The sequence below is a fragment of the Duganella sp. Leaf61 genome (assembly GCF_001421905.1).
Classification (GTDB): domain Bacteria; phylum Pseudomonadota; class Gammaproteobacteria; order Burkholderiales; family Burkholderiaceae_D; genus Rugamonas; species Rugamonas zoogloeoides.
The window spans coordinates 380,141-395,557 of the sequence record NZ_LMLM01000029.1 but is presented as its reverse complement, the minus strand read 5'-3'; the positions used below and the strand labels follow the sequence as shown (position 1 = coordinate 395,557).

At 64.5% G+C, this 15,417-nt stretch carries 12 protein-coding genes; 6 read left to right on the top strand and 6 right to left on the bottom strand.

The window, feature by feature from the left end; translation table 11 throughout:
- Nucleotides 1-20: 20 nt before the first annotated feature.
- Nucleotides 21-704: an outer membrane beta-barrel protein gene (locus tag ASF04_RS19745; protein ID WP_056145561.1), complete on the bottom strand. Its 684-nt coding sequence runs from the start codon at nt 702-704 to the stop codon at nt 21-23.
- A gap of 350 nt (nt 705-1,054) precedes the next feature.
- Between ASF04_RS19745 and ASF04_RS19740 the strand changes: the two genes are divergently transcribed.
- From ASF04_RS19740 to ASF04_RS19725, 4 genes are read left to right on the top strand one after another with little or no spacing between them, the layout of a single operon-like run.
- A complete protein-coding gene (locus ASF04_RS19740; RefSeq protein WP_082488880.1) occupies nt 1,055-2,002 on the top strand; it encodes a phosphate acetyltransferase in 948 nt (315 codons plus the stop codon).
- A 3-nt stretch (nt 2,003-2,005) separates the two neighbouring features.
- A complete protein-coding gene (locus ASF04_RS19735) occupies nt 2,006-3,199 on the top strand; it encodes an acetate/propionate family kinase (RefSeq protein WP_056145559.1) in 1,194 nt (397 codons plus the stop codon).
- On the top strand, nt 3,196-3,972 hold the full coding sequence (fabI, locus tag ASF04_RS19730; RefSeq protein WP_056145556.1) for an enoyl-ACP reductase FabI: 777 nt from the start codon (nt 3,196-3,198) through the stop codon (nt 3,970-3,972). The genes ASF04_RS19735 and fabI overlap by 4 nt, the downstream gene beginning before the upstream one ends.
- Before the next feature lie 18 nt (nt 3,973-3,990).
- On the top strand, nt 3,991-4,278 hold the full coding sequence (locus ASF04_RS19725) for a hypothetical protein (protein ID WP_056145553.1): 288 nt from the start codon (nt 3,991-3,993) through the stop codon (nt 4,276-4,278).
- On the opposite strand, the gene ASF04_RS19720 is transcribed toward ASF04_RS19725, so the two are convergent.
- The gene (locus ASF04_RS19720; protein WP_056145550.1) at nt 4,275-6,014 is read right to left on the bottom strand and encodes an FAD-dependent oxidoreductase; all 1,740 of its coding nucleotides are present in this window, start codon (nt 6,012-6,014) and stop codon (nt 4,275-4,277) included. The genes ASF04_RS19725 and ASF04_RS19720 overlap by 4 nt on opposite strands.
- Nucleotides 6,015-6,217: 203 nt before the next feature.
- Between ASF04_RS19720 and ASF04_RS19715 the strand changes: the two genes are divergently transcribed.
- Nucleotides 6,218-9,391, top strand: a complete 3,174-nt coding sequence (locus tag ASF04_RS19715; RefSeq protein WP_082488879.1) for a TonB-dependent receptor — start codon at nt 6,218-6,220, stop codon at nt 9,389-9,391.
- Nucleotides 9,392-9,399: 8 nt separating this feature from the next.
- Complete coding sequence (locus tag ASF04_RS19710; protein WP_056145545.1) at nt 9,400-10,428, top strand: family 43 glycosylhydrolase; 1,029 nt, start codon at nt 9,400-9,402, stop codon at nt 10,426-10,428.
- Nucleotides 10,429-10,472: 44 nt separating this feature from the next.
- Here ASF04_RS19710 and ASF04_RS19705 read toward each other — a convergent pair whose 3' ends face one another.
- Genes ASF04_RS19705 through ASF04_RS19690 form a run of 4 tightly spaced genes read right to left on the bottom strand, consistent with a single transcriptional unit; the run spans nt 10,473 to nt 15,416 of the window.
- Nucleotides 10,473-11,855 carry an FGGY-family carbohydrate kinase gene (locus tag ASF04_RS19705; RefSeq protein WP_056145541.1) on the bottom strand — a complete coding sequence of 461 codons (1,383 nt, stop codon included), beginning with the start codon at nt 11,853-11,855 and terminating at the stop codon, nt 10,473-10,475.
- A complete protein-coding gene (locus ASF04_RS19700) occupies nt 11,852-12,883 on the bottom strand; it encodes an ABC transporter permease (RefSeq protein WP_056145537.1) in 1,032 nt (343 codons plus the stop codon). The genes ASF04_RS19705 and ASF04_RS19700 overlap by 4 nt, the downstream gene beginning before the upstream one ends.
- 14 nt (nt 12,884-12,897) lie before the next feature.
- The gene (locus ASF04_RS19695) at nt 12,898-13,899 is read right to left on the bottom strand and encodes an ABC transporter permease (RefSeq protein WP_019921194.1); all 1,002 of its coding nucleotides are present in this window, start codon (nt 13,897-13,899) and stop codon (nt 12,898-12,900) included.
- Nucleotides 13,896-15,416 carry a sugar ABC transporter ATP-binding protein gene (locus ASF04_RS19690; protein WP_162241461.1) on the bottom strand — a complete coding sequence of 507 codons (1,521 nt, stop codon included), beginning with the start codon at nt 15,414-15,416 and terminating at the stop codon, nt 13,896-13,898. The genes ASF04_RS19695 and ASF04_RS19690 overlap by 4 nt, the downstream gene beginning before the upstream one ends.
- Nucleotide 15,417: the final 1 nt, after the last annotated feature.

The window sequence follows — 15,417 nt, the reverse complement described above, 5'->3', positions numbered from 1 at the left end:
GAACAAACGGCTTTCGTAGCTTAGCAGGTGCCGTACAACGCAACGATGGTCTCGTCGAGCTGGAAGCGGTTGGTGCGCGTGCTGCTGACGGTTTCCACCTGGCTTTGCGGATTGATGTCGAAGTAACGGGCATCGATATCGTTGTGGGTGCTGACCGCCTTGAAGCCGGCCTTGACCATGGACTGGCCCACCGGGCGCTCGTAGTCGGCGGTGAAGTCGGCCACGCGCTTGTCGTTCAGGTTGGCCTGGCGCGCCCGGGCGTCGAGCCGGCCTGCCGGCCGCACGTGGTAGGTATTGGCGTAAGCGCTGTTACTGCTAGTTTCCGCGCCCGACACGCGCAGGTCGAGCTTGAACAGCTCGCCGTCGATATCGCCCTTGTGATCGAGCCGTCCGCCCCAGCTGTAGCCGGTGTTGTCGCCGCTGCGCCGGCTGCTGCGGCTGTAATCGCTGGTGACGACCGGGCGGGTGTCGGTGAGCGCATAGGAGTCAATGCCGCGATTGTCGTTGCTGCGTGCGTTGTACGAGGCGCTGGCCTGCAGGGTGTCGCGCGCGTTCAGGTTGTAGGTCACCGCGCCATTGATGCCGGCCGAGTCGTTGAGCCCTTCCTGGCGCGAGCGCTGTACCGTGTGCGAACGCTCGCCGGTGAATGGCGAGATGCGGTCGCGCACGGTGTCGCCGGTGCTGTTGCGGCCATCGTGGCGCACGTTGATGCTGCCCTGGACGCCTCACAGACCGTCGTTATAGCCACCGGCCCGTTGGCTCGCGACGCACCAGGCGCGGCCGTGGGCACGTCGGCAGGCCCGGCTGCAGGCGAGGGAGCTTGCGCAGAGGCCGAGGCGCTGGCGCACAACAGCACAACGGTCGAGGCGCGGCGGATGGAATAGTTGATGGAAGGCATGACGCATACCAGCGCCTGTCCGCTCCGCAGAGTGCGCAACCGGTTGACAGTTTCTGGCTTGCACGCGGCAAGTAAGCATTGCCGCGACGCAGCAATTGTGGTTGCGTTTTTTGCACTATTGGTTATGATGGACGTTGATACTGCACAGGAGCAACGATGACTGTTACGCAAATTCCTCATCCGAACTACGACCGCCTGATCGATGCTGCCCGCAAAGCTGGGCACGTCACGGTTGCCGTTGTCCACCCGTGCGACCGCAGCGCGCTCGAAGGCGTGCTCGATGCCATCCGGCTCGGCCTGATCGCGCCGATCCTGGTCGGACCTGCCGCGCGCATTCGCCAGGTGGCCGAGGAGGCTGGCCTCGACATCGCCGGCCTGCCCATCGAAGACACGCCGCACAGCCACGCGTCGGCCGCCCGCGCGGTGGAGCTGGTGCACGAGGGCCGCGCGGCCGTGCTGATGAAAGGCAGCCTGCACACCGACGAATTGATGGGCGCCGTGGTGGCCACGGCCACCGGCCTGCGCACCGCGCGCCGCTTGAGTCACTGCTTCGTGATGGACGTACCGGGCCGGTCCGACCCGCTTATCATCACCGACGCCGCCATCAACATCGTGCCCACGCTCACCGACAAGGTCGATATCGTGCAGAACGCCATCGACCTGGCCCACGTGCTGCACTTCGACCCGGTACTGGTCGCCATCCTGGCGGCGGTGGAGACGGTCAGCGCCAAGATGCCCTCAACGATTGACGCCGCCGCCCTGTGCAAGATGGCCGACCGGGGCCAGATCACCGGCGCCATCCTCGACGGTCCGCTGGCGATGGACAACGCCATCGACCCGCACGCCGCCGCCATCAAGCACCTGGTCTCGCCGGTGGCGGGCCGGGCCAACGTGCTGGTCGCGCCCGACCTCGAAGCCGGCAACATGCTGGCCAAGAGCCTGAGCTTCATGGCCGGTGCGGCGGCGGCCGGCATCGTGCTGGGCGCGCGCGTGCCGATCGTGCTCACCAGCCGCGCCGACACCGTATCCGCGCGCCTGGCCTCGTGCGCGGTGGCGGTGCTGGTCGCCCACGACCGGCTGCGCAGCGCCAACGTGGTGGCCTGAGCGATGGATGCCACGGACAGCATTGTCGTCATCAACGCCGGCTCGTCGAGCATCAAGTTCTCGCTGTACGACGGCGTCGCGCTTGAACTGGCCATGCGCGGCAAGATCGAGAACCTGTATGCGGGCGTGACCCGTTTCGTGGCACAGGACGCCGCTGGCGCCGTCATCGACGAACACCGCTGGAGCGGCGGCGCGATCGACCACGCGGCCGGCATGCGCTTCCTGATCGACTTCGCGCAGTCGCACCTGGCCGGGCGGCGGGTAGTGGCCGTGGGTCACCGCATCGTCCACGGCGGTGTCGATTACAGCGGGCCGCAACTGCTGGACGCCGACGTGCTGGCGCAGCTCGATACGCTGGTGCCGCTGGCGCCGCTGCACCTGCCGCACAACCTGGCGCCGGTACGCTCGATGTTCGCGATGGCGCCGCAGGTGCCGCAAGTGGGCTGCTTCGACACCGCCTTCCATACCGGCCAGCCGGCCGCAGCGCAGGCGTTTGCGCTGCCGGCCCGCATCACCGACCTCGGTATTCGCCGCTACGGCTTCCACGGCCTGTCGTACGAATACATTGCCGGCACGCTGCCGCAGGCCGACCCGCAGCTGGCCAACGCCAAGGTGGTGGCCGCGCACCTGGGCAACGGCGCCAGCATGTGCGCCATGCACGGCGGGCGCAGCGTGGCCAGCACCATGGGTTTTACCGCCGTCGATGGCCTGCCGATGGGCACGCGCTGCGGCGCGCTCGACCCCGGCGTGGTGCTGTACCTGATCGAAGAACTGGGCATGGACGTGGCAGCGGTACAAAAACTGCTGTACCAGGAGTCGGGCTTGCTGGGCGTGTCCGGCCTGTCGTCGGACATGCGCACGCTGGAACAAAGCGCCGATCCGCGCGCGCAGGCGGCCATCGCGCTGATGGTCTACCGCATCGGGCGCGAGCTCGGTTCGCTGGCCGCCGCCCTGGGCGGGCTCGATGCGCTGGTGTTCTCGGGCGGGATCGGCGAGAACAGCACGGCGTTGCGCGCAGCCGTTTGCCGCGATGCCGCGTGGCTCGGCGTACAGCTCGACACCGCCGCCAACGACCGCAGTGACGACGGCGTGCGCCGCATCAGCACCGCCGGCAGCCGCGTGGCGGTGTGGGTGGTGCCCGCCAACGAGGAACTGATGATCGCCCGCCACACCCTTGACATCCTGGAGCAGCAATGAATACCGAAACCGTTTATCCGATATTGGCCGGCAAGCGCGCGCTCGTCGTCGGCGTGGCCAACGAGCACTCGATCGCCTGGGGCTGCGCGCTGGCGTTCCGCAAACTCGGTGCGGACGTGGTGCTGACGTACCTGAACGAGAAGGCGTATCCGCACGTGGCGCCGCTGGCCGCCGAGATCGACGCCCAGTTGCTGCCGCTCGACGTCACCCAGCCGGGCCAGTTGGAAGCGCTATTTGCTGCACTGGCAGGGCAGGGCCCACTCGACATCGTGGTCCATTCGATCGCCTTTGCACCGAAGGCCGACCTGCAGGGCGGCCTGCTCGATTGTTCGCTCGACGGTTTCCTGCAGGCGATGGACGTGTCGTGCCACTCGTTCGTGCGCATGGCAAAACTGGCCGCGCCGTTGATGACCAGGGGCGGCACCTTGTTCGCGATGAGCTACCACGGCGCCAACAAGGTGGTCCCCAACTACAACGTGATGGGCCCGGTGAAAGCGGCGCTGGAGGCGGCGTGCCGCTACCTGGCCTACGAGCTGGGACCGCAGGCGATTCGGGTGCACGCGATTTCGCCGGGACCGCTGAAAACCCGGGCCGCATCGGGGCTGAAGGATTTCGACCGCCTGCTCAACGATGCAGTGGAACGCGCGCCGATCGGCGAACTGGTGGACATCGTCGATGTGGGCAATACCTGCGCCTATCTCGCGTCGCCCTATGCGCACCGGCTCACCGGCAGCACGGTCTATGTGGACAGTGGCCTCAACATCGTCGCCTGACTTCCAAGGAGTTTTATCATGCAAATCATCTTGTCGGGCCTGCACTGCGATGCCTGTGAAACCAGCGTGACCGAAGGGCTGTCGCGCTTCCTGCACGTCAAGCACGTGCGCATGGTGCGCGAAGGAATAGAAGACAACCCGTGGGCGCTGATCGAGGTGGCCGATTCCTACGAGCGGGTATGGAACGTATGCAACCAGCTGCGCGGCGTGTTCCATCGCGGTAAAGTCATCAAGCTGTTTATCCCGCTGCACCAGGACAACGTGTATCACGACCTGGAACCGCACCAGCGCCTCGATATCTTTTAAGGCAAGCGCGCCAGGAAGCCGTGAATCTGCGACACCACGGCCGCGCCTTCACCGACGGCCGCCGCTACCCGCTTGGTGGAGCCGGCGCGCACGTCGCCGATGGCGAATACGCCCGGTACGCTGGTTTCAAGGCTGGCTACCGGCCGGTCGCGGTCACGGCGCTGGTCAGACGAACGATCATCAATTCGATCACCGCTTTGATCATTATTTCGATCACCAGTTTGATCATGTCGAACCAGCGCATCATGCCCGGTCAAAATAAACCCCTTGTCATCGACCGCCACGCCGCAGTCGTCGAGCCAGCCGGTGTTGGGATCGGCGCCGATGAACAGGAACACGCGGTTGATGGCGTAATCGCGTTCGGTGCCATGCTGCCGGTCGCGCACTTTTACCCGGTTCAGGCCCTCGTCGTCGTTGCCGTCGAGTTCCACGATCTCGGACTGCGTGTGCAGTACGATGTTGGGCGTGGCGGCGATGCGCTCGATCAGGTACGTGGACATGGTATCGACCAGGCTGTCGCGGCGGATCAGCATGTGCACGCGGGCTGCGTGCGCCGACAGGTACACGGCGGCCTGGCCGGCCGAATTGCCGCCGCCGACCAGGATCACTTCGGCATCGGCGCATAAGCCCGCTTCCAGCGGCGAGGCCCAGTAGTACATGCCCTTGCCCTCGAAGCGGGACAGGTTGGCCAGGGCAGGGCGGCGGTAGCGCGCACCGCACGCCACCACCACGCTGCGCGCGCGCAGTCGTTGCAGGCTGCCGCACATTTCCACTTCGAGCGGCCGGACGTCGCACAGCAATCGGCCAGCCGGCGCCGGAATCGCCATCTCCACGCCGAATTTTTTCGATTGCACGTAGGCGCGACCGGCCAGCGCGCGGCCCGAAATGCCGGTGGGGAAGCCCAGGTAGTTTTCGATGCGCGCGCTGGCGGCGGCCTGGCCGCCATAGGCGCGGGTTTCCAGGGCCAGCACCGATAATCCCTCCGAGGCCGCATACACGGCAGTGGCCAGGCCGGCCGGTCCGGCGCCCACCACGATCACATCCCACACCTGGTCGGAGTCGAGCGCGGGCAGGGTGCCCAGGCGCCGTCCCAGTTCGACGATGGTCGGATTTTTCTGCACGCTGCCATCGGGGAACACCACCAGCGGCCAGTCGTTGGCCTGCGGGTTGTGGCGCGCACACAACGCCCGTGCCTGCTCGTTCGCTTGCGGATCGAGCACCTTGTGCGGCTGGCCATTGCTGGCGAGCCAGCCGCGCATGGCATGCATTTGGGAATTGTTGTTGGGCGATAGCAACACCGGCCCGCAGGCCGCGCTCTCCATCAATTCGACGCGCCGCAATATGAAAGCGCGCACGATGCGCTCACCCAGCTCGGCCTCCGCCACCAGCAGTGCGCGCAGCGCGACAGTGGTGAGCACCAGTACTTCCACAGCACCCACGGCATGGCCGTTGACCAGCGTGGGCGCATCGGACAACTGGCTCATTTCGCCGGCAAATTCGCCGGCGCCGTGCTCGGTGATGAGCGAGCTGTTACCGAGGCCGTCATAGCGGCTGATGCGGATTCTGCCTTGCACCACCACCATCAAACCGAACTTGCTGCGACCGGCTTCGAACAGCATGTCGCCGTCATTGAACGCGGCGCGTACGCCGAAGCGCTCCATGCGTTTGAGTTCCGCCGGCGCGATGGTGGGCAGCGCTTGAGCGGTGCGTGATTGGAAAGTGTCGGGGAGTGTCATCGCGCCAGTGTAGCGCGGTTTTATGGTGCATTGCCAGATGCGAAAGAGGGAAAGTCCGGCGCACGATTGTGACAATCAGTGATCATCATTTTGATTCTTTGAGCGTTTCATGATTTTTATCCGCAAGTGACAACTAGAATGCGATCACAAGCTGATCATAAAACCAAGGCCACCCGAGGGCCATGACACAAATGGAGACCATAGTGACTCATCAGTACCAAGCCTCTCACAGCAATACCACCCGCCGCGCGATCGTCAGCGCAGTCGCTTCCGCACTGGCCACCCTCATGGCCGGCAATGCCGCCATGGCGCAAACCGCCGACGCTGCCGCTACAGCCGCTACTGCCGACAACGCGCAGGCTGCGCGTTCGCCGTCCGACGTCGCGCCGACCAACGTGGTGACGGTGGTCGGTACCCGCAAATCGGTGGCCTCGGCAATCGACCGCAAGATCCGCAACGCCACCATCTCCGATTCGCTGGTGGCCGAAGACATCAATCAATTCCCCGACAAAAACGTGGGTGAGGCGCTGTCGCGCATCACCGGCGTGCAGCTGACCCGCGACTTCGGCGAAGGCTCGCAGATCTCGATCCGCGGTGTTGAGCCCGACCTGAACCGGGTGGAAGTGAACGGCATGTCGGTGCTGGGCACGAACGGCAACGCCGGCCGCGGCGCCGAGCTGCGCGAGCTGGCTTCCGAACTGATCGGTTCGATCGACGTGTACAAGGGCAGCACCGCCGACCTGACCGAAGGCGGCGTGGGCGGCACCGTGGTGATCACTACCCGCAAACCGCTCGACTTCAAGAAATTCACGGTCGCCAGCTCGCTGGCCGCCGAGCACTCGACCAGCCGTGGCGGCGTGCAGCCGCGCGGCAGCCTGTTGATTGCCGACCAGTACCTCGATGGCAAACTGGGCGTGATGGCCAACATCGTCTACGACGATGTGCGCACTCGTAACGATTACTCGCGCAACACCACCTGGCGCTTCCTGCGCGACTGGGATTTCTCGCCAGAGAAAACCGTCAATTCGCTTGATCCGGCAGTCGCTGCCGTGGGTTCGGCCGCCGGTTGCGCTACTGCTACCAACTTGAGCGCTGCCCAGAAAACCGCGTGCAACCAGCAATGGTACGACTACTCGCCAGGCACGCCGCGCTACGGCATCTGGACCCGCGACCACAAGCGTTCGTCGGTCGAGTTGACCGCGCAGTACAAGGTCAGCAACGAAATGAAAGCGTTCGTCAGCTACCAGGGCAACCGCCAGGACCAGCGCCTCAACGACCGCAACTTCGGTACCGATTTTTCCAACGTCAACCGCCTGGCCAATGCCGGCCGCGCACCGGTGTACGCCGCCAACGGCAGCACCACCACGGCTGGTACCTGCCTGCCGGCTTCGACCACCAGCACGCCAGCCGGCGTAACCGTGGAAAACCACTACGTCACCGGTTACACGGTCGGTAGCTGCAACTACTTGGCAGGCCAGGGCGGCCAGGGCGCCTTCAGCACCTCGGCGCGCGACTTCAAGCTCAAGATTGATTCCAACTACGCTACCACCGGTTTCAACTACAAGGATGGTCCGCTGGAAGTGGACGGTCTGGCCGGACGTTCGCGTTCGACCTATCACAACGAGACCAACAGTATCGTCCTGACGCAAAACGCGCCAGGCCTGAAAGTGTCGCTCGATTCGCAAGGCTTGCCGCACTTCGACTTCCCGGCCGGTTACTCGCCGGACGACGCCAGCTCGTACGTGAAGGCCGAACTGCAATACCGTCCTTACGAAACCAAGAACGCTGAAGACCAGGTAAAACTGGACCTGAAATACCGCTTGACCACGCCATTCTTCACCAAGCTGTGGGCCGGCGCGCAAGCGCGTAAGTCGGAAGCCCAGCGTTACAACGGTGGTGGCTACCTCGCCAGCGGCGGCGCCGACCTGGTCAGCACCGCCGACGATATCTCGGTGCGCGGCGCCAACATCAACCAGACCATCACCTACGACCCGTACAACACGGGCGCGGTGCGCGGCCCCGATACCAACACCTTCATCAACGGCAACTACTCGAGCACGTACGTCACGGCTGCCAAGATGCAGGAGCTGATCAACGCCGTGCGCGGCTCGTCGCCGGGCACCTTCTTCGGCGGCTACGACAAGATCTCGAACATTCCGTCGGGCTGGATGTCGCCCGTGTATAACAACGCCAAACCGTTCTTCGACACGTCGAACTTCAACTTCAACAACGTCTATAACGCCATCGGCAGCGACGGCAAGATGTACCCGCAAGTGCCAGCCTACATGGTCGATGAGCGTGTACGCGCCGCCTACATCCGTGCCGACTTCGACACCGAACTGGCCGGCCACCAGATCTGGGGCAATATCGGTGTGCGCTACACCGGCACCAAGACCGATTCCACCGGTTCGCAATCGATCAAGGTCCGTATCCAGAATCCGACCGGCGCCCCTGGCACCTCGGTGGACCGTGATCTGAGCTTCGGCACATCCACCGTCAAGGGCAAGTACAACGACTACCTGCCGAGCTTTAACTTGATGGCCTGGGCGATTCCGGACCAGTTCATGGTGCGTTTCGGCCTGTCGAAGGTGATGTCGCGTCCGCGCATCGACCTGCTGGCACCGAACGTCGCTTGTATCATCGGCAGCGGCAACCCGACCTTCGGCGGCGACGGCGATGACGATTGCACGGCCGGCAACCCTAACCTGAAACCGTTCCGCGCCAAGAACACCGACCTGAGCTTCGAATACTATCCGAGCGCCGACAGCCAGTTGAGCATGGGCCTGTTCAAAAAGGATATCTCGAGCTACATCCTGGAAAAGCAGGTCGTGAAAGGGGTGGACCTGCTGGGCACCGGTCAGCGTTTCGACGTGAATACCGCCCTCAACGGCGAAGGCGCCACCACCAAGGGTGTGGAACTGACCGCGCGTACCGCGTTCACCTTCCTGCCGGGCTGGATGAGCGGCTTCGGCGGCGATGTCAACTACACCCGCATGAGCTACGACTATGCCAAGGGTACCGAGCGCATCAATCCGCTCGACGGTTCGATCCTGCCGTACGCCGGCCTGTCGAAAAACAGCTACAACGCCGCACTGTGGTATGACCTGGGCAAGATCAACGCCCGCCTGGCCTACAACTATCGCGACCGTTTCTACACCGGCACCAACGACGTTTCCGGCAACCCGAACTTCCAGGAAAAAACCGGTTTCCTGGACGCGAAGTTCCAGTACCGTTACAGTGACAACGTAACGATCTCGATCGAAGGCAAGAACCTGACCAAGGAATCGCAGATCACCGACGCCGGTGACCTGTACCGCGTCAACGAACTGGCCTGGTCCGGACGTCGTTACTTCTTCACCGTGTCGATCAAAAACTAAGGAGACCCATGGCGCAAGGACCATTTGCGCGCGGACTCAAAACGGTGGCCCTCGCGGCCGCCGTTTTTTCGTTTGCGCAGAACATTGCAGTTGCAGCAGAACCGACCTTCAACAACCCGCTGGTCAAGCACCGCGCCGACCCGCAGGTGGCGCTGCACGACGACGGCTATTATTACTACACGGCCACCGCGCCCGAGTACGACCGCATCGAAATCCGCCGCGCGCGCTCGCTCAACGACCTCGGTGCGGCCGAAGCCAAGGTGGTATGGCGCAAGCACGCCAGGGGCGAGATGGGCGCCCACATCTGGGCCCCGGAGATGCACCATATCGACGGTAAATGGTATATCTACTTTACCGCCGGCCGGTCCGATGCGGTCTGGGAGATCCGCCTGTACGTGCTGGAAAACGCATCGGCCAATCCCCTGGAAGGCGAGTGGAAGGAACTGGGGCAGCTGAAGACGGGCTGGGAATCGTTTGCGCTCGACGCCACCACGTTCGCACTCGACGGCAAGCGCTACCTGGCCTGGACCCAGCGCGGGCAGGATAGCAAAATCCACGCCACCAATATCTACCTGGCGCAGATGGATACGCCCTGGTCGATCACCGGCCCGGCGGTGCTGCTGTCAAAGCCCGACTACGCATGGGAAAAAGTGAAGCACGAGGTCAACGAGGCGCCAGCGGTGATCGTCAGGAACGGCCGCGTGTTCATGACCTACTCGGCCAGCGCCACCGATGCCAACTACGCCTTGGGCTTGTTGACAGCGCCGGTGGGAGCGAACCTGCTCGATGCGGCTTCATGGAAAAAATCACCGGTGCCGGTGTTTGCCAGCAGCGAGAAGAACAGCCAGTACGGTCCCGGGCACAACTCGTTTACCACCACGCCCGATGGCAAGACCGACATCCTGGTGTACCACGCGCGTAATTTCCGCGACATCGTGGGGGAGCCGCTGAAGGACACCAATCGCCACACGCGGGCGCAGGTGCTGCACTGGAAGGAAGATGGGACGCCGGACTTCGGGGTGCCGGTGGCGGATTGATGTTAATGAGACTGGATCCCCGCGCAGGCGGGGATCCTTTTTTTTTATAGCGCAGCCAACCACTCTGATCGATACTCGATCCAGCCATTCAACGCCAGCGGCGCCGCCACCGAACTAACCACCGCCGGCGCGCTGCCCCAGTGATGCAGCATCCAGCCACCGCACGTGGTGCCGCTGGTGTCGTCGGTGCTGCTGATGGCCTGGCCGGGCCGCAAGGCCGCGAGCAGCGGCGCAAACCACGGGTTGCCCGTGTAGCTGCCTTCCACCACCACGGCGCCATCGGCGCCCAGCTGTTCGAGACAGTAATCCGACACCAGCACGCAATACAGCGTGGCCAGCGCATACCGCTGGCGCGCGTCCGCCGGCGCCGGGCCGGTAATGGTCCCGTTGCGGCCGGCAAACGGCCCGCCGGCCTGCGAGAAACAGGGCAGGGCCATGGTCTGCTGGTCGATCAGCTGCTGCAGCTCTGCCACGGTACAGGTCTGTGCCTCGGCGCCGGCCAGTTCGGCGAACTCGCGTCCGCCCATGAAGCGGATGCAGGCCACGGCCTGGCCCAGCGCATTGGTATTGGCCAGCATGTCCGATTGCTCGCGCAAACCGCTCAAAGGCTTGCCCGGCGCGGCGGCGATCACCCAGGTGCCGGTGGAGAGCACGGCCGGCTGAGGCACGCCATCGACGGCCGCCAGGTGGCGCAGCAGCGACGCATTGCTGTCGTGGATGCCGCAGATCACGCGGCACGTGGCCGGCAAGCCGGTGCGCTCCAGCAGCTCCGCTTTCAACGGTCCCAGTGGCGCCCATGCCGGCTGCAATGGCGGGAACAGCGCATTCCACCCCATGCGTTCGACCAGCTGCGAATACTGCTGGCGCGCCGGTTGCCACAAATCGGTATGGCAGCCGAGCGACGTCACTTCGCTGGCGGCCACGCCGGACAAACGCCAGGCCCAGTATTGCGGATACATCAGGATGTGGTTCGCTTGCGCGAATTCGGCCGGGAAGGTCTGCGCCTGCCACGCCAGCTGGCGGCCCAGGTTCAGGCCGGCGGGCAGCAGCGGCGAATTGGTGGTGTCGTACGCCGGGCGCAGCGCCTGGTAGGTCGCTGCCTGCGCAGCAGGCGGTTCGAACTCGTAGTCGAGCACCGGCAGCACCAGGCCGTCGTCATCGACCAGCGCGGCGGTGGCCCCGTGCGTGACCGGGACGATGGCGCCGATGGTGGCCAGGCTCGAGAACTCGCGCATGCCGTCCAGCATCCAGTGCCAGATGCGCTCGACGTCGTGGTGCGGATACGGACCATCGGTCAGTATCGTGTTGGGGCTGCGCCGTTCGGCCAGCACCGCGCCGGCGGCGTCCAGCAACACCAGCTTGACGTTGGTCTTGCCGATGTCGAGGACGATGGTTGCATCGCTGGTTGCGTCATTGGTTGCCGTCATTTGGCGATCCTCTTGCCGCGCAACAGGCGGGGCAGGGCGATGGTCACCAGCAGCAGGATGCCGACCACGATGGTCATGTAAATGCCGGGGATGTTCGCCAGCGACAGGCCGTAGGTGACGGTGCCGAGAGTCAGTACCGCCAGCAGCACGCCGCCGATGGTGCCGGCGCCGCCGGCGATGCTCACGCCACCGAGGATCACCATGGTGATCACTTCGAGCTCCCAGCCCATGGCGATGTTCGGGCGGGTGCTGCCGATACGGCCGGTCAGGAACCACGCGGCCAGGCCAGCCATGGCGCCGGTCAGCATGAACAGGCCGAGGCGGTAGCTGTCCACGGGAATGCCGGAGAAGCGTGCGGCCACCGGGTTGTTACCGATCGCATAAACGCGGCGGCCCCAGGTCGTGCAGTGCAGGAAACCGGCAAACATCAGCGCGAACACCAGCAGCACCACGAACTCGCGCGGGATGAAACCGAAGAAGTACCCCTGACCCCAGTCGGTCATCAGCTGCGGGTAGCCGGTAAAGGCTTTATCGCCCAGCACCACGCTGGCCAGGCCGCGGAACAGCGACACCGTGCCGATGGTGACCACGATCGACGGCAGCTTGTAGCGCGTGACCATGATGCCATTGAGCCAGCCGCAGGCCGTGCCGGTGGCAATCGCGATCGGCAGCAGCACTTCGGGCGGAGCGCCGTTGGTGTGGGCCAGACCGATCGCCACCGACGACAGTGCCAGGATGCCGGACACCGAAATGTCGATCTCGCGGCAAATGATCAACAAGGCCATCGGCAGCGCGATCATCGCCTTTTCGCTGAAGTTGAAGGTGCCGTCGGCCAGGTTGTACATGTCGAGGAAATGCGGCTGGACGATGGCGCAGATGGTAAACGCAGCCACGAACAGCAACGCCAGCATGCTTTCCCAGCTGCCCAGCGCCGCGCCGAGGCGGAAGTTCTGGCGGTCGGCGATGATATAGCGCGACGTGGAGGCGGTCGGCTTGTCGGCGGCCGGATCTTTTACTTCAGTGGACATGACGGTACTCGTATTCACGCGGCGCTCCCTTGAGCGTTAGCTTTGTTCAGATGCAGGGGCAGAATCTGGCGCCCGCCGGTCTTGCCATTGCGGGCATTGATCAGGACCGCGGTCAGGATCACCACGCCGGTCAGCGCGCTTTGCCAGAATGGCGATACTTTCACCACCGGCAGGGCGTTGCCGATCACGGCCAGGAACAGGCCGCCCAGCACCGCGCCAGCCACGCTGCCGCTGCCGCCGGCGATGCTCACGCCGCCGATCACGCAGGCAGCAATCACGGTAAATTCGAAGCCGTAGGCGATCTCGGTGTAAGCGACCGCGTAGCGCGCCACCCACAGGTAGCCGCACAGGCCGGCGACCGCGCCGGAAATACCGTAGGTCCAGAACAGGCGCTTGGCGATCGGGATGCCGACGTAGCGGGCCGAGGCCGGGGCGTTACCGACTGCGTACAGGTCGCGGCCGAAGCGGCTGTGCATGGCGATGTACCAGAACACCAGGATCGTGAGTCCCGCAATCCACACCAGGTTGGTCACGCCGAGAAAGCGCGAGAGGGGGAACGCGATGAACTCTGGCGGCATCTGGTGCGACGATACCCACGCGCCGCCGGACAGCACGAACACCAGGCCGCGATACACGCTCATGGTGCCCAGCGTGACCACGATGGGCGCCAGGTCCAGGTACCCGATCAGGTAGCCGTTGACCAGGCCCAGTACCAGGCCAATGGCCACGGCGACCAGCATCACCACCGGCAGCGGCAGTTCCGGGAAGCGCACGGCCAGCAGCGCCGACATCATGCCCGACAGCGCCAGGGTGGACGCGACCGACAGGTCGATGCCACGGGTGACGATGACCAGCATCTGCGCCAGGGCCAGCATGATCAATAACGTGCTGTCGGTGAGCAGGTTGCCCAGGCTGGAGCTCGAGACGAACACCGGCGCGCGCGAACCGACCAGGGCGATCAGCACCACGATCGAAATCGCCAGCTGCGTTTCGCGCATTTTCAAGATTTCTTTCACGCGCAGTCCTCCGCCAGTTCGTTGCCAGATGCGGCGGAGACGATCATTTCCGGCGTCGCCTCGCCACGGTTGAATGTATGTTCGATGCGGCCCTGGTGCATGACCACGATGCGGTCGGCCAGGCCCATCACTTCAGGCAGCTCGGACGACACCAGGATCACCGACAGGCCCTTGCTCACCAGCTCACCGATAAAGCGGTGCACGGCGGCCTTGGAGCCGATGTCGATGCCCTTGGTCGGCTCGTCGAGGATGATGACCTTGGGGTTGGTGGCCAGCCATTTGCCCAGCACGACCTTCTGCTGGTTGCCGCCCGAGAGTTCGGAGACGTTTTGCGTCAGGTACGCAGCTTTCAGTTCCAGCTGTTCGGCGAAGTGGCGGGCGATCTTGTTTTCCTCGGCGCGGCGACCGCGCAGGAAGAAGCCGACCTTGGACAGGATCGGCAGCGTGATGTTCTGCAGGATGGGCAGCGTGAGGTGCGCGCCCTGGTGCTGGCGGTCCTCGGGCACGTAGGCGATGCCGTGGCGGATGGCGTCGGCGGCGCAGGTCACGCATACCGGTTTGCCGTCGAGGCGCACATTGCCGCGTACCTGGGTGGACAGGCCGAACAGCGCCTGCATCACCTCGGAACGGCCGGCGCCCACCAGGCCGTAAAAGCCGAGGATTTCGCCGCGCCGCAGTTCGAAGCTGACGTTATCGAATTCGGTAGGGTGGCACAGGTTCTCCACGGACAGCAGCACTTCGCCGGGCCTGACGTCCGCCTTCGGGTAGGCCTGCTTGACGGTGCGCCCGACCATCAGGGCGACCAGTTCCTGCTCGGTGATGTCGGCCAGCGCGCCTTCGGCGATGAACTGGCCGTCGCGCAGCACGGTGTAGCGGTCGGCCACTTCGTAAATCTCGTCGAACTTGTGCGAGATGAAGATGACCGCAGTGCCGGCGTCGCGCAACTGGCGGATGATGCGATAGAGCTCGCGGATCTCGCGCTGCGACAGCGACGCCGTCGGCTCGTCGAGAATCACCACGCGCGCATCCTGCGACAGGGCGCGCGCGATTTCCACGAAGTGGCGCTGCGCCACGGACAGGTCTTTTACCCGTGCGCGCACCGGCAGTGCTACTTCCAGTCGTTCGAACAGCTTCTCGGCTTCCGCCTCGATCTTGCTCCAGTCGATGCGCCCGGAGGCGCCGCGACAGGGCTGGCGCCCCACGTAAATGTTTTCCGCCACCGTCAATTCGTCGAACATCACCGTTTCCTGGTGCACGGCGGTGACGCCCGCTTTCATCGCATCCTGGGCATTGGCGAACTTGACGGGCTGGCCGGCCAGTTCGATGGTGCCCTCGTCGGGACGATAGATGCCGGTCAGGGTCTTGACCAGGGTGGACTTGCCGGCGCCGTTCTCGCCGATCAGCGCCATCACTTCACCGGCCCGTACCGACAGGGCGACGTTGTTGAGGGCGACGATGCCGGCAAAGCGCTTGCAAATCCCGGTCAGTTGCAGGACCGGGGTTGTATTCATATCCATG